17 protein-coding genes, 6 tRNA genes and 1 other RNA gene are annotated in these 20,586 nt (G+C 55.5%); 12 read left to right on the forward strand and 12 right to left on the reverse strand.

What is annotated here, in order from left to right:
• Nucleotides 1–65: 65 nt before the first annotated feature.
• From H5P17_RS18375 to dhbA, 4 genes are read left to right on the forward strand one after another with little or no spacing between them, the layout of a single operon-like run.
• Complete coding sequence (locus H5P17_RS18375; RefSeq protein ID WP_182824477.1) at nt 66–1,274, forward strand: isochorismate synthase; 1,209 nt, start codon at nt 66–68, stop codon at nt 1,272–1,274.
• An 8-nt stretch (nt 1,275–1,282) separates the two neighbouring features.
• Nucleotides 1,283–2,911 (forward strand): (2,3-dihydroxybenzoyl)adenylate synthase, encoded by a 1,629-nt coding sequence (locus H5P17_RS18380; RefSeq protein WP_044552749.1) that lies wholly within the window; start codon nt 1,283–1,285, stop codon nt 2,909–2,911.
• A 3-nt stretch (nt 2,912–2,914) separates the two neighbouring features.
• Nucleotides 2,915–3,769, forward strand: coding sequence for an isochorismatase (locus H5P17_RS18385; protein WP_020827963.1), 855 nt, complete (start codon nt 2,915–2,917; stop codon nt 3,767–3,769).
• Nucleotides 3,769–4,527 carry a 2,3-dihydro-2,3-dihydroxybenzoate dehydrogenase gene (dhbA, locus tag H5P17_RS18390; RefSeq protein ID WP_020827962.1) on the forward strand — a complete coding sequence of 253 codons (759 nt, stop codon included), beginning with the start codon at nt 3,769–3,771 and terminating at the stop codon, nt 4,525–4,527. The genes H5P17_RS18385 and dhbA overlap by 1 nt, the downstream gene beginning before the upstream one ends.
• 170 nt (nt 4,528–4,697) lie before the next feature.
• On the opposite strand, the gene H5P17_RS18395 is transcribed toward dhbA, so the two are convergent.
• The 5 genes from H5P17_RS18395 to H5P17_RS18415 all read right to left on the reverse strand — a co-directional run bounded on the left by H5P17_RS18395 (nt 4,698) and on the right by H5P17_RS18415 (nt 5,290).
• Nucleotides 4,698–4,826, reverse strand: a non-coding RNA gene (locus tag H5P17_RS18395) — RtT sRNA.
• Between the two features lie 74 nt (nt 4,827–4,900).
• Nucleotides 4,901–4,976, reverse strand: a tRNA-Lys gene (locus H5P17_RS18400).
• Between the two features lie 7 nt (nt 4,977–4,983).
• Nucleotides 4,984–5,059: transfer RNA gene (locus H5P17_RS18405), tRNA-Val, on the reverse strand.
• 39 nt (nt 5,060–5,098) lie between these two features.
• Nucleotides 5,099–5,174 (reverse strand) — tRNA-Val (locus tag H5P17_RS18410).
• 40 nt (nt 5,175–5,214) lie between these two features.
• A tRNA-Val gene (locus H5P17_RS18415) sits at nt 5,215–5,290 on the reverse strand.
• Between the two features lie 292 nt (nt 5,291–5,582).
• Between H5P17_RS18415 and gltX the strand changes: the two genes are divergently transcribed.
• Entirely contained in the window at nt 5,583–6,998 is a 1,416-nt protein-coding gene (gene gltX, locus H5P17_RS18420; protein WP_020827961.1) for a glutamate--tRNA ligase, read from the forward strand.
• A gap of 66 nt (nt 6,999–7,064) precedes the next feature.
• On the opposite strand, the gene H5P17_RS18425 is transcribed toward gltX, so the two are convergent.
• A complete protein-coding gene (locus H5P17_RS18425; protein ID WP_044552747.1) occupies nt 7,065–7,850 on the reverse strand; it encodes a formate/nitrite transporter family protein in 786 nt (261 codons plus the stop codon).
• A 307-nt stretch (nt 7,851–8,157) separates the two neighbouring features.
• Here H5P17_RS18425 and H5P17_RS18430 point away from each other — a divergent pair.
• A tRNA-Ala gene (locus H5P17_RS18430) sits at nt 8,158–8,233 on the forward strand.
• A gap of 60 nt (nt 8,234–8,293) precedes the next feature.
• Nucleotides 8,294–8,369, forward strand: a tRNA-Ala gene (locus H5P17_RS18435).
• A 155-nt stretch (nt 8,370–8,524) separates the two neighbouring features.
• Here the strand turns inward: H5P17_RS18435 and H5P17_RS18440 are convergent.
• The gene (locus H5P17_RS18440; RefSeq protein ID WP_020827959.1) at nt 8,525–9,712 is read right to left on the reverse strand and encodes a NupC/NupG family nucleoside CNT transporter; all 1,188 of its coding nucleotides are present in this window, start codon (nt 9,710–9,712) and stop codon (nt 8,525–8,527) included.
• A gap of 378 nt (nt 9,713–10,090) precedes the next feature.
• Between H5P17_RS18440 and H5P17_RS18445 the strand changes: the two genes are divergently transcribed.
• On the forward strand, nt 10,091–11,323 hold the full coding sequence (locus H5P17_RS18445; protein WP_182824479.1) for an Nramp family divalent metal transporter: 1,233 nt from the start codon (nt 10,091–10,093) through the stop codon (nt 11,321–11,323).
• Nucleotides 11,324–11,458: 135 nt separating this feature from the next.
• On the opposite strand, the gene H5P17_RS18450 is transcribed toward H5P17_RS18445, so the two are convergent.
• Nucleotides 11,459–11,860 (reverse strand): DUF2502 domain-containing protein, encoded by a 402-nt coding sequence (locus H5P17_RS18450; protein WP_182824481.1) that lies wholly within the window; start codon nt 11,858–11,860, stop codon nt 11,459–11,461.
• Between the two features lie 230 nt (nt 11,861–12,090).
• Nucleotides 12,091–13,080 (reverse strand): L-glyceraldehyde 3-phosphate reductase, encoded by a 990-nt coding sequence (mgrA, locus tag H5P17_RS18455; RefSeq protein ID WP_182824483.1) that lies wholly within the window; start codon nt 13,078–13,080, stop codon nt 12,091–12,093.
• A gap of 245 nt (nt 13,081–13,325) precedes the next feature.
• Here mgrA and H5P17_RS18460 point away from each other — a divergent pair, with 245 nt between their 5' ends.
• A complete protein-coding gene (locus H5P17_RS18460) occupies nt 13,326–14,987 on the forward strand; it encodes an alpha-keto acid decarboxylase family protein (protein ID WP_044552743.1) in 1,662 nt (553 codons plus the stop codon).
• 5 nt (nt 14,988–14,992) lie between these two features.
• Here H5P17_RS18460 and H5P17_RS18465 read toward each other — a convergent pair whose 3' ends face one another.
• Nucleotides 14,993–15,853 carry a LysR family transcriptional regulator gene (locus tag H5P17_RS18465; protein WP_182824485.1) on the reverse strand — a complete coding sequence of 287 codons (861 nt, stop codon included), beginning with the start codon at nt 15,851–15,853 and terminating at the stop codon, nt 14,993–14,995.
• A 157-nt stretch (nt 15,854–16,010) separates the two neighbouring features.
• Here H5P17_RS18465 and H5P17_RS18470 point away from each other — a divergent pair, with 157 nt between their 5' ends.
• Nucleotides 16,011–16,463, forward strand: coding sequence for a multidrug/biocide efflux PACE transporter (locus H5P17_RS18470; protein WP_044552740.1), 453 nt, complete (start codon nt 16,011–16,013; stop codon nt 16,461–16,463).
• A 67-nt stretch (nt 16,464–16,530) separates the two neighbouring features.
• On the forward strand, nt 16,531–17,223 hold the full coding sequence (locus tag H5P17_RS18475) for an aspartate/glutamate racemase family protein (protein WP_182824487.1): 693 nt from the start codon (nt 16,531–16,533) through the stop codon (nt 17,221–17,223).
• Here H5P17_RS18475 and H5P17_RS18480 read toward each other — a convergent pair.
• Nucleotides 17,220–18,473: an ion channel protein gene (locus H5P17_RS18480; RefSeq protein WP_182824489.1), complete on the reverse strand. Its 1,254-nt coding sequence runs from the start codon at nt 18,471–18,473 to the stop codon at nt 17,220–17,222. The two genes, H5P17_RS18475 and H5P17_RS18480, sit on opposite strands and share 4 nt — an antisense overlap.
• 342 nt (nt 18,474–18,815) lie before the next feature.
• Between H5P17_RS18480 and glk the strand changes: the two genes are divergently transcribed.
• On the forward strand, nt 18,816–19,781 hold the full coding sequence (glk, locus tag H5P17_RS18485; RefSeq protein ID WP_156033852.1) for a glucokinase: 966 nt from the start codon (nt 18,816–18,818) through the stop codon (nt 19,779–19,781).
• Nucleotides 19,782–19,982: 201 nt separating this feature from the next.
• Here glk and H5P17_RS18490 read toward each other — a convergent pair whose 3' ends face one another.
• Complete coding sequence (locus H5P17_RS18490) at nt 19,983–20,498, reverse strand: DUF4823 domain-containing protein (protein ID WP_370570049.1); 516 nt, start codon at nt 20,496–20,498, stop codon at nt 19,983–19,985.
• Nucleotides 20,499–20,586: the final 88 nt, after the last annotated feature.

Here is a 20,586-nt window from a genome sequence, read left to right on the forward strand (position 1 = left end):
CGATTCAATACAAATGATAATCATTATTATACAGGTTATTGTTCATGATACGAAAGGGAGAACCGATGAGCGTGACAGTAAAGGGTACCGGGCAGAAGAAGCCGCACAGCAAGGATAGTGAATCGTCCGTAGCAGGCGTGTCGCCGACCTCCGGCTTTTTCTTTACCTCTCCTTTCCGTAGCCTGAGCACCCAGGGCTGCTTCGCCAAAATCACGCTGCCGGCCCAGAACGGGGACCAGCTTAACGGCGAGTTCCAGCAGGCGGTACAGCATGCTTTTGCCGAAGCCAAACTGGCGGGGGTGAAAAACCCGGTTCTGTGTGGCGCGATCCCGTTTGATACTCATCAGCCCTCTGCACTTTTTATTCCCCAGCACACCCAGTGGTTTGAGCGCGATGCCTTTTTGGCCGGCGTAACCTCACCGCAGGAGGCCCTGCCGGAAATTATCAGCCAAAAGGAAGTGCCTGCACAACAGCCTTTCATGCAGATGGTGGCAGATGCGGTGGAAGCAACCCGTGGCGACCAACTGGATAAAGTGGTGCTGTCACGCCTGCTGGAGATTGAAACGCGCGAACCGGTAGACAGCCACGCGTTGATGGCGCGTATCATCGCCCAGAACCCACACGGTTTCCATTTCCATGTGCCGTTGGAGCAGGGGGCATTGCTGGGCGCCAGCCCTGAGCTGCTGCTGCGTAAATCCGGCGCACAATTTTATTCCAACCCGCTGGCAGGCTCCGCTCGCCGTGATGCCGATCCGCAGCGGGATCGTGAAGTCAGCCAACAGCTGTTGGTTTCCGAGAAAGATCTCTACGAGCACCAGTTTGTTACCGAAGGCATGCGGCAGGTGCTGGCCGATCGCTGCAGTTATCTGAATATCCCCACCTCTCCCGAATTATTGAGCACCACCACGCTGTGGCACTTGTCTACGCCAATCGACGGCGAGGCCGCCAGCCGCGCGGAGAATGCGTTGTCGCTGGCCTGCCTGCTGCACCCGACACCGGCGTTGTGCGGTACGCCAACCGCCCTGGCGCACCAGGTGATCAAGCAGTTGGAGCCTTTCGATCGCGGCCTGTTTGGCGGCATCGTCGGCTGGTGTGATGCCGAAGGCAACGGGGAGTGGGTGGTGACCATCCGCTGTGGCACGGTGCAGGGCAACCAGGTGCGTCTCTTTGCCGGGGCCGGCATTGTGCAAGATTCTTCGCCGGAATCAGAATGGCATGAAACCGGCACCAAACTCAGTACCATTTCGCGGGCGTTTGGCCTGAACCAAGGATAGATATTTTCATGAGCATTGCTTTTACTCCCTGGCCTGAGGCATTGGCCCGTCGCTATCGCGAACGCGGATATTGGACCGATCGGCCATTGACCGACATCATCACCCGCCAGGCTAAAAATGACGCCATAGCGCTGATCGACCCGCAACGCAGCCTGAGCTACCGCCAGCTTAATCAACTCTCCGATCGGCTGGCCGCGGCCTTGCTGCGTCGGGGCATTCACAGCGGCGATACCGCGCTGGTGCAGTTGGGCAACGTGGTTGAGTTCTATGTGACTTTCTTTGCGCTGTTGAAAATTGGCGTGGTGCCGGTAAATGCGCTGTTCAGCCACCAACGCAATGAGCTGAACGCCTACGCGGCGCAGATCAAACCGGCATTGCTGATTGCCGACCGCCAGCATGGCCTGTTTGGCAACGACGAATTCCTGACGGCGTTCCGCGCCGAGCATCCTTCTCTGCGCCTGGTTGGCTTGCGCAGTGAGGACGCTGGCGAGCAGTCGCTGGCGAGCTGGCTGGAAGAAGATTGCGGCGATTTCGTTGCCGCACCCACTCCGGCCGATCAGGTGGCTTTCTTCCAGCTTTCCGGGGGCAGCACCGGCACGCCGAAGCTGATCCCGCGTACCCATAACGACTACTACTACAGCATTCGCCGCAGCGTAGAGATTTGTCATTTCGATGACGAAACCCGCTACCTGTGTGCATTGCCGGTAGCGCACAACTATCCGATGAGCTCACCGGGCGTGTTGGGGGTCTTTTATGGCGCCGGGCTGGTGGTGTTCGCCAGCGATCCGGATGCCGGACAATGTTTCCGTTTGATCGACCAGCATCAGATCAACGTGACGGCGCTGGTGCCGCCGGCGGTGACGCTGTGGCTGCAGGCCATTGAAGAATGGGGCGGTTGCCAGCAGTTGGCCAGCCTGAAGCTGCTGCAGGTCGGCGGCGCCAAGCTGGGCGAAACCCTGGCCGCGCGCATTCCGGCCGAAATCGGCTGTCAGCTGCAGCAAGTGTTCGGCATGGCGGAAGGCCTGGTGAACTACACCCGCCTGGACGATGACGACCAGCATATTTTGACCACTCAAGGGTGTCCGATGTCACCGGATGACGAGCTATGGGTCGCCGATGACGAGGGCAATCCGCTGCCGGTCGGAGAGACCGGTCGTCTGATGACCCGTGGCCCCTATACCTTCCGCGGTTATTACCAAAGCCCGGAGCATAACGCTGCCGCCTTTGATAAAGACGGTTTCTACTGCTCCGGTGACTTGATTAGCCTGACTGAAGACGGCTATGTGAAGGTCGAAGGGCGGCAGAAAGACCAAATCAACCGCGGTGGGGAGAAGATCGCCGCCGAGGAGATCGAAAACCTGCTGCTGCGTCACCCGGAAGTGATCAATGCGGCGTTGGTTTCGATGCCGGACGAGCTGATGGGCGAGAAAAGCTGTGCCTACATTATCGCCACCAGCCCATTGAAGCCGGTGGTGCTGCGTCGCCATTTACGCGCCGAGGGCGTGGCCGAATTCAAATTACCCGACCGCTTTATACAGGTTGAAACGCTGCCGCTCACCCCGGTTGGCAAAGTGGATAAAAAACTGTTGCGCCAACGCCTGGAGGCGCAACAACTGACTCAGGTCCAGGGAGAATAAGTCATGGCCATTCCAAAACTTAATGATTACGCGTTGCCGACTCAGGCTGAACTGCCGACCAACAAAGTAAGCTGGACGGTGGAACCGCAGCGCGCTGCACTGCTGATCCACGATATGCAGCAGTATTTTCTGAATTTCTGGGGTGAAGACAGCCCGTTGATCAAACAGGTAGTGGAAAACATCGCCAACCTGCGTCGCTACTGCAAATCCCAGGGGATCCCGGTGTTCTATACCGCGCAACCTAACCAGCAGAGCGATGAAGATCGCGCGTTGCTCAATGATATGTGGGGGCCTGGATTGAACAAACACCCGGAGCAGCAGGCGGTGGTCGCCGCGCTGGCGCCGGAAGAGGACGACACTGTGCTGGTGAAATGGCGTTACAGTGCCTTCCACCGTTCACCGCTGCAGGAAATTCTGCAGGAGTCCGGTCGCGATCAGCTGATCATCTGTGGCGTCTACGCCCATATCGGCTGCATGACCACGGCGATCGATGCCTTTATGCGCAATATTCAGCCGTTTATGGTTGCTGATGGCCTGGCCGACTTCTCCCGTGAAGAGCACCTGATGGCGCTGCGTTACACCGCCGGCCGCTGTGGCCGCGTGGTCACCACCGCCGAACTGTTGCCTGGGATCACCAGCAAAGCGGCGTTGCGCCAGCAAATCATGCCTTTCCTCGACGAAGACAGTGAAGACATGGGCGACGATGAGAACCTGATTGACTACGGTCTGGATTCGGTCCGCATCATGGAGCTGGCGGCGCGCTGGCGTAAGATCCGCGGCGATATCGATTTTATCGCCCTGGCCAAGAACCCGACCATTGATGGTTGGTGGGCGCTGTTGTCAGAGGGGAAAGCCTGATGAGTCAACAGGGCGATTTTGCCGGTAAACGGGTCTGGGTCACCGGCGCGGGCGCCGGGATTGGCCTCGAGACCGCGTTGGCATTTGTGCGGGCCGGTGCCGAGGTTATTGGCTTCGATAAGCACTTTGGCGAGCCGGAATACGCGTTTCGCACCGAAGTGCTGGATATTGCCGACAGCGATGCGGTAGACGCCCTGTGCGGGCGTTTGCTGGCGGAGCAGGGTGAGTTGGACGTGCTGGTCAATGGTGCCGGTATTCTGCGCATGGGGCTGGCAGACGAAACCAGCACCGCAGACTGGCTGGCCTGCCTGGCGGTGAATGCCGGTGGCGCATTCAATATGTTCCGCCATGCCCTGCCGGTGTTTAGGCGTCAGCGACGCGGCGCTATTGTCAGCGTGGCGTCCAATGCGGCGCATGTGCCACGTGTCGGTATGGCGGCCTATTGCGCTTCCAAAGCGGCGTTGCGTAGCCTGTGCCAAACCGTGGGGTTGGAAATGGCGCCTTATGGCGTACGTTGCAACCTGGTTTCACCCGGCTCGACCAATACCCCGATGCAGCGCGGCATGTGGCAGGATGAAACGGGGGAACAGAATACCATCAACGGTTTCCCGGAACAGTTCAAGCTGGGTATTCCTCTGGGTAAAATTGCCCAGCCGCAGGAAATCGCCGATGCCATTTTGTTCCTGGCTTCCGATCGCGCCAGCCATATCACCATGCAGGATATCGTGATTGACGGCGGAGCGACGCTGGCGGCCTGATCATCCGGTAGACAATTTCAGGATAGCCAAAGGGCGCTGCTTGCAGCGCCTTTTCTATTGGCGGCGCAGGGAAGTGATTATTTTCATGGGGAGGGCGGAAGTGGTGAGGCTTATAGAGATTATCAGGGCGCAGATGCGGAAAAAGCGCCAAAAGGCGCTTTTTTCTGTATTGGTGGGTCGTGCAGGAGTAACTCGGCCTCTGGCCTCACCCTGCGGGCCAGCGCAAGCGCTGTTCAAAATTGTCGGGCCAATTTTGTCGAACCTGCACAGGTTCTCATCCAGCACGACACGGCGGAGTTTGTGATAAAGGAGTTTTTGGGAATTAAGGTGGCACAGATGCGAAAAAAGCGCCAAAAGGCGCTTTTCTCTGTATTGGTGGGTCGTGCAGGATTCGAACCTGCGACCAATTGATTAAAAGTCAACTGCTCTACCAACTGAGCTAACGACCCGCAGAAGTGGTGGGTGATGACGGGCTCGAACCGCCGACCCCCTCCGTGTAAAGGAGATGCTCTACCAACTGAGCTAATCACCCACTTCAGGACTTCCAGGTACTGCTAAACAAGAGAATGAGTGGTGGGTGATGACGGGCTCGAACCGCCGACCCCCTCCGTGTAAAGGAGATGCTCTACCAACTGAGCTAATCACCCTCATTCTTCTCATTTCTTACTGCTTTACTACTCAACAAGATGGTGGGCGATGACGGGCTCGAACCGCCGACCCCCTCCGTGTAAAGGAGATGCTCTACCAACTGAGCTAATCGCCCCGTCTTGTTGGAGTCGCATTATAGGGATAGTTGAAAGTGAGTCAACGGTTTTTAAAATGATTTCAATCGTTCGCCGCAAATTTAAACAGGATGCGATATTTATCGCCAGCAATGCTGATTCTTTGCACATTGTTATGCGAAAAGCGCCGCAGAGATGATGAAAGCTGATGCAGCAATATCGTGTCAGCGTTGAGGAATTAGCGCGTGGTGATACAATGTCGGCCACTTTTTTAAATTCCGAGCAATCGTCGGCAACCGCTGACATGCGTTGCGTAATAAGGCAGTGAACCCAATGAAAATCAAAACCCGTTTTGCACCGAGCCCAACCGGCTATCTTCACGTCGGTGGCGCCCGTACTGCGCTTTACTCCTGGCTATTCACTCGCCATGCGGGCGGTGAGTTCGTTCTGCGTATCGAAGATACCGATTTGGAACGCTCAACCCAGGATGCTATCGACGCAATTATGGATGGCATGAACTGGTTAAACCTGGATTGGGACGAAGGCCCGTACTTCCAGACCAAGCGTTTTGACCGTTATAACGCGGTGATTGACGACATGCTGGTGCAGGGAACTGCTTATAAATGCTATTGCTCGAAGGAACGCCTGGAAGCGCTGCGTGAAAAGCAGATGGAAAACGGTGAAAAACCGCGTTACGACGGCCACTGCCGCGACAGCCAATGCAGCCACACCGACGACGAGCCGCACGTGGTGCGTTTCCGTAATCCGCAGGAAGGCTCGGTAATCTTCGATGACAAGATCCGTGGTCCGATCGAATTCAGCAACCAGGAACTGGACGATCTGATCATTCGTCGTACCGACGGTGCGCCGACCTATAACTTCTGCGTGGTGATCGACGACTGGGATATGGAAATCACCCACGTGATCCGCGGTGAAGACCACATCAACAACACCCCGCGCCAGATCAACATCCTGAAAGCGCTGGGCGCACCGGTACCGGAATACGCCCACGTTTCGATGATCCTCGGTGACGACGGTAAAAAGCTGTCTAAACGCCACGGTGCCGTAGGCGTGATGCAGTACCGCGACGACGGCTACCTACCGCAGGCGCTGCTGAACTATTTGGTGCGTCTGGGTTGGTCTCACGGCGATCAGGAAATCTTCTCTATTGATGAGATGAAAGAGTTCTTCACGCTGGAAGCGATCAACAAATCCGCCAGCGCCTTCAATACCGAAAAATTGCAGTGGTTGAATCATCATTACATTAACCATATGCCGGCTGAAGAAGTTGCCGTGTATCTGGCGTGGCATGTGGAGCAACTGGGCATTGAAACCCGCAATGGTCCAGAGCTGAAAGATATCGTCAAGCTGTTGGGCGAGCGCTGCAAAACGTTGAAGGAAATGGCGGAGTCTTGCCGTTACTTCTATGAAGACTTCAGCGAGTTCGACGCTGACGCTGCGAAAAAACACCTGCGCCCGGTTGCACGTCAGCCGCTGGAAGCGGTACGCGCCAAATTGGCCGCCATCACTGCCTGGACGCCGGAAAACGTGCATGATGCCATTCAGGGCACGGCTGATGAGCTGGGCGTCGGTATGGGCAAGGTAGGCATGCCGCTGCGCGTAGCGGTCACCGGTGCCGGCCAGTCACCGGGTATGGACGTGACCGTGCATGCCATCGGTCAGGCACGTTCTTTACAGCGTATCGATCTGGCATTGGCTTATATCGCTGGGCGTGAAGCTCAGGCCTGATAGTTTCTGAGCCCATAATGAAAAAGCCCCGTGGAGCAATCCCGGGGCTTTTTTTGTCGCTGTCGATCAGGCCTGTTCAGCGGCCGGCACGGTGGGGCGATAGGCGAGGAAGTACATCAGGCCGACGAAGCCGGCGCCGCCCAGCGCGTTACCGAGAAACACCGCCATGAAGTTGGGCAGGAACTGACCCCAGCTTAAACCGCCGGCAAAAATGGCGGCCGGGATAATAAACATGTTCGCCACCACGTGCTGGAAGCCGATAGCGACAAACGCCATTACCGGGAACCACATGCCAATCACTTTGCCCGGCACGTCCTTGCTGGCAAAGGCCAGCCACACCGCCAGGCACACCAACCAATTGCAACCGACGCCGGATATAAAGGCGTGCAGGAAGTCGGCATCTACCTTGGCTTGCGCAATGGACAGGGTTTTGTGCAGGAATGCGCCTTCGGTCAGGCCAAGCAGGTGGCCAAAGAAATAGGCGACCGCCAGGCTGCCGGCGAAGTTGGCCAGGGTGACCCAAAACCAGTTGCGCACGATGGCAAACAGCGAGATTTGGCGAGCAAACCAGGCTATCGGCAAGGTCATCATATTGCCGGTCAGCAGCTCGCCGCCGGCCAGAATCGTCAGGATAAGCCCTATCGGGAAGACGGCAGCCCCCAGCAATGCGCCGAAGGAGCCCCATTCGGGCGGCAGGGTGCCGATCACGTGGATATCCAGCAGGAAGCCGGTCGCGATGAAGGCGCCGGCGAGAAAGCCCAGAATGAGCAGGTTGGCGAGCGATGCCCGGCTTTTGTTTACGCCGGCCTGAATGGCTAACGCAGCGATTTCTTTTGGTGAATGCAACGACATAACTGACTCGGTTTATTGTTGTGGGATTTACGACGCGGGGAAGTCTATGCCTGTGGGCGAGATGACTCAAGGGTATTTCGCTAACATTCCGTTAATTAAAAATCAACACAATGGATAAGGTTTTTTGTTTTTTGTGAAGTCAGGCGACGATGGCTGATTTTTGTCCGTCATGGCGATTTTTTAGCGTGAAACGCGCTGATTTGGCGGCTTTTTCAGCGCTTGATCGACTAATTCAATTTAGCCGTTGACAGTTTTTCAGGGGTTTCATATCATGCGCCCCGTTCACAGGATTTCGTGATTGTGGATTGGGGCTATAGCTCAGCTGGGAGAGCGCTTGCATGGCATGCAAGAGGTCGACGGTTCGATCCCGTCTAGCTCCACCAACCTTTATCTCAGAAGGGTTGGGGAACACCGTAACGCCGGTTAAAGCGTACCACTTTTGTGGGGCTATAGCTCAGCTGGGAGAGCGCTTGCATGGCATGCAAGAGGTCGACGGTTCGATCCCGTCTAGCTCCACCACCATTTAAAAAGCCGACCTCAGGGTCGGCTTTTTGCGTTCTGTCTTCTCCCATATTGAATCACCGTAACGCCCCCTGTTTTGCCAGCAGTTACAGAAGGATCGCAGGCAATAAAAAAGGTCGCCGAAGCGACCTTTGCATGACTGGTTTTTAAGCTTAGCCCAGAACCAGGCCTGCGATCGACGCAGACAGGATGCTGACCAGCGTAGAACCGTAAACCAGCTTCAGACCAAAGCGGGAAACCACGTTGCCCTGGTGCTCGTTCAGCCCTTTAATCGCACCGGCTACGATGCCGATGGAAGAGAAGTTGGCGAAGGAAACCAGGAACACCGACAGGATACCCAGGCTGCGTGGAGAGAGTTCAGCAGAAACCTTCTGCAGCTCCATCATCGCCACGAATTCGTTGGAAACCAGCTTGGTCGCCATGATGCTGCCAACCTGCAACGCTTCGTGCTTAGGAATACCCATAATCCAGGCGAATGGATAGAAGAAGTAGCCCAGGATTTCCTGGAAGCTCAGGCCGAAGATGGCGCTGAACAGGCCGTTAAGCGCGGCGATCAGAGCAATAAAGCCGATCAGCATCGCAGCAACGATAATCGCGACTTTGAAACCCGCCAGGATATATTCGCCCAGCATTTCGAAGAAGCTCTGGCCTTCGTGCAGGTTGCCCAGATGCAGCTCTTCTTCTTTACTGGTGTCATACGGGTTGACCAGTGACAGCACGATAAAGGTGCTGAACATGTTCAGTACCAGCGCCGCTACCACAAACTTGGCGTCCAGCATGGTCATGTAAGCGCCGACGATGGACATGGAAACCGTGGACATCGCGGTTGCCGCCATGGTGTACATGCGCTTTTCGGACATCTTGCCCAGAATATCTTTATAGGCGATGAAGTTTTCAGACTGGCCCAGGATCAGCGAGCTGACGGCGTTGAAGGACTCCAGCTTGCCCATACCGTTTACTTTTGACAGCACGGTACCAATAATGCGGATGATAAACGGCAGTACTTTAATGTATTGCAGAATACCGATCAGCGCAGAGATAAAGACGATTGGGCACAGTACCTTCAGGAAGAAGAAGGCCAGACCTTTGTCGCCCATACCGCCGAATACAAAATCAGTCCCTTGCCCAGCAAACCCGAGCAGCTTGTCAAACAGCGCGGCAAATCCTTTTACAAAGCCTAAACCCGCTTCCGAATGCAGGAAAAAATAGGCCAGCAGTACTTCAATAACCAACAGTTGAATAACATAGCGAATGCGGATGCTTTTACGATCGCGACACACTAAAAGTGCCAGGATCGCGACGACCACTAACGCCAACGCAAAGTGCGCAATATGGGACATGTTTGCTCCAAACTTGAGGCAGGCTGAATTTCGGATGTCATTTTATGTAACGCCACGTTTAAAAACGAGAGCTCTATTGCAAATATGGAAAATCATAGGGGGAAACATCTTAAACTTGTACGCTAAAGCATAAAAAATCAAGAGGTTAATCAATCCATATGAAATTCATATTCTTGCGCTAAATGGATTACCCAAAGGATTTTTTCCTGGAGAGAACGCCGTTCAGTACGGTAAATGTTCACTTACCCGTCAAACCTTTCGTTAAACCCGTCGTAATTGCCTATCGCAGAGATAAGCATTATCGCTCTAAATGCGCTTGATAATTATTATCATTTACATAAGATAACCACAGGCTTAATAGAAGTAAGGGTTCAGAACATGCTGAACAGTGATGTGGTTGAGACCACCCGTCGCCCCGCGAGGAAGATCAAACTTTCCTTGATGGGCCCCGCATTCATAGCGGCTATCGGCTATATCGATCCCGGTAATTTTGCTACCAACATCCAGGCCGGCGCTTCTTTTGGTTACACCCTGTTGTGGGTGGTGGTGTGGGCCAACGTCATGGCGATGTTGATCCAGCTGTTGTCCGCAAAACTCGGTATTGCCACCGGTAAAAACCTGGCAGAGCACATTCGCGATCGTTTCCCGCGCCCGGCAGTTTGGGCCTATTGGGTTCAGGCTGAAATTATCGCCATGGCCACAGATTTGGCCGAATTTATCGGCGCTGCGATAGGTTTTAAACTGCTGCTGGGCGTCACGCTGCTGGAAGGGGCTATCCTGACCGGTATTGCGACCTTCCTGATCCTGATGCTGCAAAAACGTGGGCAGAAACCGCTGGAAATGGTGATCGGCGGTTTGCTGCTGTTTGTTGCCGCGGCTTATATGGTGGAACTGGTATTTTCGCAACCGCAGTTGGAGCCTTTTTTGAAAGGCATGGCAATACCGGATCTGCCGAACGGCGACGCGGTATTTTTGGCTGCCGGGGTGCTGGGCGCGACCATCATGCCGCACGTGATTTATCTGCATTCGTCATTAACCCAGACCGGCGGTGAGCATTCCAAAGCCGATCGCTACGCGGCCACCAAGTTTGACGTCGCCATTGCCATGACCATTGCCGGCTTTGTTAACCTGGCGATGATGGCTACCGCCGCTGCGGCCTTCCATTTTAACGGCCATAGCGGCATTGCCGATCTCGATCAGGCTTATCTGACGCTGCAGCCGCTATTGGGCCAGGCGGCAGCGACCATCTTCGGACTGAGCCTGGTCGCTGCCGGATTATCTTCCACCGTGGTCGGGACGCTAGCAGGGCAGGTCGTGATGCAGGGATTTGTGCACTTTTATATCCCGCTGTGGGTGCGTCGGGTGGTCACTATGCTGCCGTCGTTTATCGTCATTATGATGGGAATGGACGCTACGCGCATTCTGGTGCTGAGCCAGGTGTTGTTGAGTTTTGGTATAGCGCTGGCGCTGGTGCCGCTGCTGTCGTTCACCGGCAACCGCGAACTGATGGGGGAGATGGTCAATAGCCGCAGCATACAGGCGATAGGGAAAGTTATCGTGCTGGTGGTGGTTGGCTTGAACGGTTACCTGTTGGTCAGCAGCCTTTTCTGATCGGATGCCCAACGAAAGGCCGACATTGAGTCTAGTGCGGTTCAGTAAAGTTCGATATCAGCGGAAACCCGGGTCGCCCCGGGTATCTCGATCTGTTAAATGATGGGGATCAGGCGGGCTGACGGCCTTTGGCCGTCAATCATCGTGGTCATGGTGGCGATGATCGCGATCGTCATGACGTCGGCCTTTCCCGTGATGCTTCTCATGGTGCTTATAATAGTGCTTATCGTATTTACGATAGCGCCCTTCATGATAGTAATAATTCTTGCGCCAGTAATTGTTGTCGCGCCAGCGATAACCATCCCAGTTGTAGCCCCGACGATTGCGTTCACCCAGGTACCGACCCTGATGGCCCTGCCACCAGTCGCGGTCGCGCCAGTCATAACCGTCCCAGTAACGGCCGCGATTGTCTTGCTCGCCGATACGTAATGAGACGCCCGGCATCAGATCGATGCTCAGCCCTTCCGCCTGCGCAGGCGGCATGGCAGGCAACGTTGACACCACCAATAAGGCGGCCAATAACAGAGGTTTAAACATGAATGCTCCTTTCCGCCGTAGCGGCTTGGCCGGTTTTACAATTAATGAAGCGCGTTCATCAGTTTATAAAACAGCCTTATAGTTTTACCTGCAATATCGGCATATTAGCCTTTGTGGATAGGGTTGAATCTTAGCGGCATTCTTAAAAATGGGGCGGGAAGAGTGATTTAAGATTTGTCTGGCGCGGCAGGCGTTATCGCCGGCGGTAAACCGGCGATAGTTGTAAGCGATTACATTAATATCTGCTCGATCTGCTTGATTTCATCATCGCTAAAGGTGCGGTTAGCCAACATGCCGACGGCGTCTTCAATTTGGCTGGTCTTGCTGGCGCCAATCAGTGCCGAAGTGACGCGATCGCCACGCAATACCCAGGCCAGCGCCATTTGCGACAGCTTCTGTCCGCGCTGTTGCGCCAATGCATTCAGCCGGCGAATTTTTCCCAGTTTATCCTCGGTGAGCTGATCGGGTTGCAGGAACTGGCTGCCGCTGGCAGCGCGTGAATCCTGGGGGATGCCCTGCAGATAACGATCGGTCAACAGGCCGCCGGCCAGCGGTGAGAAGGCGATAGAACCCACGCCGTGCTCTTCCAGCGTATCCAGCAATTCTGGCTCCACCCAACGTTCGAACATGGAGTACTTCGGCTGATGGATCACGCAGGGCGTGCCGAGCTGCTGCAGAATGCTGAACGCCTGACGCGCACGGTCGGCAGGGTAGTTGGACAACCCGACGTACAGCGCCTTGCCCTGTCGCACCAGCAAATCCAGCGCGGCCATGGTTTCTTCCAGCGGCGTGTCCGGATCCGGACGATGGTGATAGAAGATGTCCACGTATTCCAGCCCCATGCGCTGCAGGCTTTGATTCAGGCTAGCGACCAGATACTTTTTCGAGCCCCAATCGCCATAAGGCCCGGGCCACATGGTGTAACCGGCCTTTGACGAGATGATCAGTTCATCACGCCAGGGCTGCAAATCCGCCGCGAGAATACGGCCAAAGTTTTCCTCGGCGGAGCCGGGCGGCGGGCCATAGTTGTTGGCCAGATCGAAATGGGTAATGCCGAGATCAAACGCGCAGTGGATCAGCTTGCGAGCGTTGTCATACAGCGTGACGTCACCAAAGTTATGCCATAAGCCAAGTGAAATGGCCGGGAGCTTTAGCCCACTGCGGCCGCAGCGACGGTATTCCATACTTTGATAGCGTGAAGAATCAGCCTGGTAGAGCATACGAACCCTTTTCAGCGGAGGTGAAATGAATTTTAGTGTATGCGCTTTCACCGCATTTGTCAGAGGCTGCGATCACGCTAAACAGCCTGTATATCAACATGGCTTATCAGAGCGGCCCAATGCCAGCCAATGGGGCAGGGATGTAACGCAGGGTTTCCAGTTACCTTTCAGACATAAAGTTCGAAATTTATACGATATCTTCGATACTTAATACTGAAAATCCTAACCCTTGGCAGGTGATGATCATGAATAAGAACTATACGGTGGCTGATTACCTACTCGATCGTTTAGCTCAGATCGGCATCCGGCACTTCTTTGGTGTGCCTGGGGACTATAACCTGCAGTTTCTTGACCACGTGATCGATCACCCGCAAATCACCTGGGTAGGGTGCGCTAATGAGCTCAATGCCGCCTATGCTGCTGACGGTTACGCGCGCTGTAAACCAGCCGCCGCCTTGTTGACGACTTTTGGCGTAGGTGAACTGAGCGCGGTCAACGGTATTGCCGGCAGCTATGCCGAATACCTGCCGGTGATCCACGTGGTGGGCGCCCCGGCTCTGCGTGCGCAACGGGCTGGAGAATTGTTGCATCACTCCCTGGGCGACGGGGATTTTGGTCACTTTGCCCGCATGGCGAAAGAGGTAACCGTGGCTCAGGCCAGCCTCACCGCCGATAACGCCGAGGGGGAAATAGATCGCCTGCTGACCACCGCGCTGTTCGAGCGTCGTCCGGTCTATCTGCTGTTGCCGAGCGACGTGGCTGAAGCGCCGCTGGTGTCAAAACCTGCCCCGTTAATGCTACGACAGGCCAATCTTTCCCAGGCATCACTACAAGCCTTCATCGCCGCCGCGCGAGAATTGCTGTTACCGGCCCGGCGGGTTTCTCTGCTGGCCGATTTTCTGGCCGAACGCTTTGGTGCCGAAAAGGTGCTGGAGCAGTGGATGAATGAGGTGGATATGCCGCATTCCACCTTGCTGCTTGGCAAGAGCGTGTTGGACGAAACTCATGCCTGCTTCACCGGGACCTACGTCGGTGCGGCCAGCGAGCCACAGGTGAAACAGCTGATTGAAAATGCCGACGTGATCATCAATGTTGGCGTACGTTTTACCGATACCATTAGCGCCGGATTCAGCCATCACCTTCCTGCAGAGAAGTGTATTGATCTGCAGCCCTTTGAAGCGCGTGTGGGGCAGCAGGTATTCAGCCAAATCCCGATGCGTGACGCGGTTATCGCGTTACACCAGTTAACTTTGTCGCTGGCAAACCAATGGCAACGGCCGGAGATTAAACGCTCGGCGTTGCCGGATCCGAACGGCAGTGGGCTGGATCAGCACGGTTTTTGGCAGCAGATACAGGGCTTTTTGCGGCCGGGCGATATCCTGCTCGCCGAGCAGGGATCCGCCTGTTTTGGTGCGGCAGCGCTGAACCTGCCGCAGTGCTGTCACTTCATCGTCCAGTCACTGTGGGGATCTATCGGTTATACACTGCCCGCGGCGTTCGGTGCACAGACGGCGGAGCCGGAGCGGCGAGTGGTGCTGCTGATCGGCGACGGGTCAGCACAGCTGACGGTGCAGGAATTGGGATCGATGTTGCGCGATGGGCTGAAGCCGGTGATTTTCCTGCTGAATAATGACGGATATACCATTGAACGGGCGATCCACGGCCCAAACCAGCGTTATAACGACATCGCCCATTGGAACTGGACTCAACTGCCGCAGGCGTTAGGCGCCGAGCGTCAAGTGAAAGCGTTACGCGTTACCGAACCGGAACAGCTGCGCCAGGCGCTGAGCGAAGTGGCCGACAGCCCACTGCTGGCCTTTGTCGAAGTGGTGCTGCCGAAGATGGACATTCCCGAACTGCTGCAAACTATCTCAAATGCCCTTCAGTCACGTAACGCGGCGGCCTGATCCTGTCAGCTTTCCAAAAGCCGCTCCAGCATCCAGTACCCCGCCGGTCCCGGCGGGGTCAGCTTAGACCAAGCCGCATCCACCGATATCAGCTTGGGCCAGCCGCGCGGGCGCAGTTCGGTGAGCCTGCTGTGACCGTATTGCTGCACCAGCCAGCGGGGCAGAACCGCCCAGCCAAACCCTTGTTCCGCCATTTCCAGCAACAGCAGATAGCTGGGGGCTGACCACACCAGGCCACCGGAGCGGGCGGTTTCGGCCCCGGTGTAGGTGTTCAGGATAAGTTGCCGCGTGCTGGACAGTTGTTCCGGCGTTGGCGAGGCAGTTTGCGCCAACGGGTGCGTATGTGCGACGAACAGTCCCATTTCCGTTTGTTCCGGTAGCCGTGCAACACCGATGTCCGGGGGATAGCTGGCCTGGACCTCAACCATACCGAGATGCGCACGGCCGCTTTGCAACAGGTCCAGTACGTCGCCGTCTTCGGCGATCATCCATTCCAGTTCGATATCCTGATAGCGCTGTTCGAACAGGTGCATCAGCCGGTCATGGTGCTTCGGCTGATAGGTATCGGAAAACACTATGCTTAAGCGCGGCTCTATATTGTCCGCCAGCCGAATGCTCAGGGCATCCAGCCGTTCGCTGGCCGCAAGGATCGCCTGCACATGGCCCAACACTTTGTGGCCGGCAGCGGTCAACACCGGCTGGCGGGCCTGGCGATCGAACAGGGTTAAGCCGAGGTCGGCTTCCAGATTGGCGATGGCGGTGCTGATGGTTGACTGGCTTTTGCGCAGCTTACGCGCCGCGGCGGAAAAAGAGCCCAGGGCGGCGGCTTCAACGAAGGCCAGCAAAGCTTCGGGGGAGTAGCGCATAATGTATCTACTTTATAGATGGAACCTATCTTTAATCTACCCAAAAACTCGATGATAATCACCTGGTTTTCGTAGGGGGCGAATAAACTCGCTCCTGGTAACGCGGGCGCGGCTTGCAGCGCCCCTACAAATTTATAAGGTAAAAAACAGGTGATGTATGCAACTGCAAAACAAGTCTTTCATTGAACGTATCGTCCACGCCGTTGGTTTTGAGGCTATCGCCGTGATGATTTGCGCCCCGCTGGGCGCCTGGCTGCTCAACCGTTCGATGGTGCAGATTGGTGCGTTGGCGGTGATGTTATCCACCGTCGCCATGGTTTGGAACATGATTTATAACACGGTATTTGACCGCCTGTGGCCGGTGAGCCGTGTGGCGCGTAACCTTAAAGTGCGGGTGTTTCACGCGCTGGGCTTTGAGGCAGGTTTTGTGCTGATCGGCGTACCGATTGCCGCCTGGATGCTGAGCATTTCTTTCGTTCAGGCCTTTATGCTGGAGATTGGTTTCTTCCTGTTCTTCCTGCCGTACACCATGCTCTATAACTGGGTGTACGACACGCTGCGTCAGCGCTGGTTCGAGGCGCGCCAGCCGGTGAGTTCAGGTGCGAAATAAACTGTCGTCAACGTTTTGATTCTCGGGTAATGTCGGAAACCACAGCAATGAAGTTAAGGAGGAAATAATGAAAGTATTGGGACTGCTGGGCGGCATGAGCTGGGAATCGACCATTCCTTATTACCGCACGATCAATGAACAGGTTAAGCAACGGCTGGGCGGTCTGCATTCGGCTAAAATCGTGCTCTACAGCGTCGACTTTCACGAGGTGGAACGCCTGCAGCATCAGGGCGACTGGGACGGTGCAGGGCGCTTGTTGGCCGACGCGGCGACCTCGTTACGGGCCGCCGGTGCGCAGGCCATCGTCATTTGCACCAACACCATGCACAAGGTGGCGGATGCGGTCGAACAGGCCAGCGGTTTACCGCTGATCCACATCGCTGACGCTACCGCGCTGCAGGTGCGCCAACAGAATATTCGTCGCGTTGGGCTGCTCGGTACGCGCTTTACCATGGAGCAAGAGTTCTACCGTGGGCGACTACAGGAAAAGCACGGCATCGAGGTGGTCACTCCCGTAGCCGCCGATCGTGACATTGTGCACCGCATTATTTATGAAGAGCTGTGCCTGGGTAAAATCCGCGATGCGTCGCGCGACGAGTATCGCCGCATTATCGGTGATCTGGAGCAGCAGGGGGCTCAGGGCATTATTTTCGGCTGTACCGAAATTGGCCTGCTGGTCAGCGCGCAAGATGCGTCAGTGCCGGTATTCGACACCACCGAAATCCATGCGCGCGCCGCAGCGGAATTCGCGCTGGCTTAATCTTCGCGCGGGGGGAGTTGTTTGCCCTTGCCCACCAGCATCAGCGGTTTGCCCGCCAGCACCAGCCAGGCGGGCAGCATCACGATGCACAGCACCGGCAGCAGGTGCAGCTCCGGCACCACCGCAACGGTCATAAACAGGCTGAGCCAGCCGTCACGCGTGACCACCAGCACCAACCCCATAATGGCGCAGGAAACGGTAATGGCCGCCGGCACGGCCGGAACGTGCTGATGCAGCATCAGCCCCAAGGCTACGCCGACAAACACCGCCGGGAAGATGCGACCGCCGCGAAAGCCGCTGGCGGCCGCGATCACTAGCGCCGCCAGTTTAGTCAGCGTAATCAGCATCAGCTCCGTGACAGAGAAATTTTCTCCGATTGCCAGCTGCTTCATTTCATCCAGCCCTTTAAACAGCGTGATTTCGCCGCCGATCAGCGCCAGCAGGCCGAGCGCGAAGCCGCCTAAGCCCAGCATCAGCACCGGATTTTTCATCGAGTGGAACAGGCGATGGACGTGCGGAAAGCTCCACACGGCTACCATGCCCAGCGCGATGGCGATCAGGGCGACGATCGAGCCGCTGAGAATATCAGCCAGTCGGGTTGCGGCATAGGCATCAATTTGCAGTGAGAAATTAGGGGTGAAAAATAGCTGGGTGGTGACCGCCCCCGCCGCTGCCGCCATCAACGGGGCAAATAGCCTGTCCCACAAGGGAACGTCATTATTGCCCGCCAGGGTTTGCGAAAAGATCAGCGCTGCGGCGACCGGGGTGCCAAACAGCGCGCCGATGGTGCCGGCCGCCGCGAGAATAATCCAGTCCATGCGCGGCACCTTCGGCAGCAAACGCGAACCCGCCGCCACCACCAGCGCAATATTGATGGCGGTGATCGGATTTTCCGGTCCCAGACTGACGCCGCCCGCCAGGCCAATAATCAACGCCAGCCCCAGTCCGGGGACGGCAGAAAGTGGCAGCGGCATGCCGATCAACGACTCGGTCGCCGGATCCGGCCCTGCGTGGCCAGGCAGGTAGCGGATAATCAGCCCGACGGCGACGCCGGTCAGTGTCAACATGCCGATTAACCACCAGGGGGAATGCGTATCGATATTCAACGCCGCGGGAACCTTGCTCCAAAGCAGCCGTTGCAGCGCCTCGGCGAACTTCATCACCAGAATGAGCACCAGGCTTGAGGCAGAACCGATAACGAGAGCAGGCAGAGCGAAGGCCAACATGGCATTGGCGCGCGGGTGCAACATGCGGGGATCCCTTGTCAATTGCCCTCTGGCTGGCAGGGCGAATGGGTGATTGGGTTGTCGCGCCAGCTTGCCAGACAATCGGCAAGAGGGCACGCAAAGAAATTTCCGGACTGGCCAGGTTCAATGGGGAGTAATAGTGCCTTTCAGTTATGACGGTTAACAGCCATTGCGCCACGTTTTTTGCCGCAATTTGTTTCAAATCGCCCTGAACGGATCGGGCTGAAACGTTTTTTGTGATCTGGATCGCTAATGGACGGCCGCGCGGAGGATGGTGATTGTTGTTTTTGCGGCGGGATTTTACAGTGTGAGCAGCTTTCTATTATTCATTTTGCGGAGAAGATACTGATGACCTATGCCCTCGTAGGTGATGTAGGCGGCACCAATGCCCGCCTGGCGTTGTGCACTGTGGCGACGGGTGAAATTACCCAGGCGAAAACCTATTCCGGCCTGGAGTTTGACAGTCTGGAGGCGGTGATCCGCCAATATTTGCAGGAGCATGATATTCAGGTGCAGGATGCCTGTATCGCGATTGCCTGCCCGGTCACCGAAGACTGGGTTGCCATGACCAATCACACCTGGGCGTTTTCGATTAAAGAGATGAAGGCCAATCTGGGGCTGAGCCATCTGGAAGTGATTAACGATTTCACCGCCGTGTCGATGGCGATCCCGATGCTGTCGCAAGACGACGTATTGCAGTTCGGCGGCGGCAACGCGCAAAAAGACAAACCTATTGCGGTATACGGTGCCGGAACCGGTCTGGGGGTGGCGCATCTGGTGCACGTTAACCGCCGCTGGGTAAGCCTGCCGGGAGAGGGCGGCCATGTGGACTTCGCGCCGAACAGCGAAGAAGAGGACATCATTCTGGAGGTGTTGCGCGCCGAAGTGGGTCATGTCTCCGCCGAACGCGTCCTGTCCGGTCCGGGCCTGGTCAATCTTTACCGCGCAATCGTCAAGTCGGATAACCGCCTGCCGGAAAAGCTGGAGCCGAAGGACATTACCGAGCGCGCGTTGGCCGACAGCTGTATCGATTGCCGCCGTGCCCTGTCGTTGTTCTGCGTCATTCTGGGCCGTTTCGGCGGCAATCTGGCGTTGAACCTGGGCACCTTTGGCGGCGTTTACATCGCCGGGGGGATTGTGCCGCGCTTTATGGAATTCTTTAAAGCTTCAGGTTTCCGTGCGGCGTTCGAGGATAAAGGGCGTTTCAAAGATTACGTACGCGAGATCCCGGTATTCATGATCACCCATGGGCAGCCGGGCCTGCTGGGTGCCGGTGCCCACCTGCGCCAAACGCTGGGGATGCATCTGTAACCTGATGCCGGCAAAGCAGCATATCGCTGTTTTGCCGGACTGTTTTTACTCAAGATAATCGAAGGTTTTGCGGCAATTACTTTATTGGTAAGGGGCGGAACATGCCTGGAGAAATTAACTGGCATGTGTATGCGACGACCCTAAAAAATTAAATGGAGTGTGCAGTTTCCTGATACTTAGTGATATGAAGTGGTGGATCACCTAATACAGGCTGGAGATATAAGAATTCACGGGATCAGGTAATAAGTCTTGTGGATGGTCTCCCCCAAATGTTGCCCATTTGCTTTTCCCGCTAATAATTGCAGAGGCAACTCGCGCATTTGACTCAGCGTTGTATATAGTAATTTTTACTTCTATTTTGTCAGGTATGCCTGACCATTCAGTGGCTCTATCTTCCCAGTGCAATATCTGTGGGATTACATAATACCCACGACTAACCATGTGGTGTTCTCTCAGGCAAGAGGCGTTCTCACAGTCTGCAAAAATACTCACGTTATCTGAATGTCGCAAAAAAGCGGCTTTAATAGCTGTTGCTGTAGCATTACCTGAACCTGCATAAGTATGTGTTTCATAAAAACCATCAGCAGGTTTAGCTATGGCTATAGGGACATCTTTAATTAAAAGCTCTGTGTTTTCTTGAACGTTATTTGTGTTGTATTTTGCTGAGCAACCTGTTAGCAATAACATTGCAGAAGAAAACAGTAGTAAATTTTTCACTTACTTAACCTCATTATTAGAATCAGGTAATCATAGCAAATTTTTACAAACTCGGAGAAATATAATTATTTTTTCTAAATGTTATTTT

This window comes from Serratia sp. OS31 (assembly GCF_014164835.1).
Classification (GTDB): domain Bacteria; phylum Pseudomonadota; class Gammaproteobacteria; order Enterobacterales; family Enterobacteriaceae; genus Serratia; species Serratia liquefaciens_A.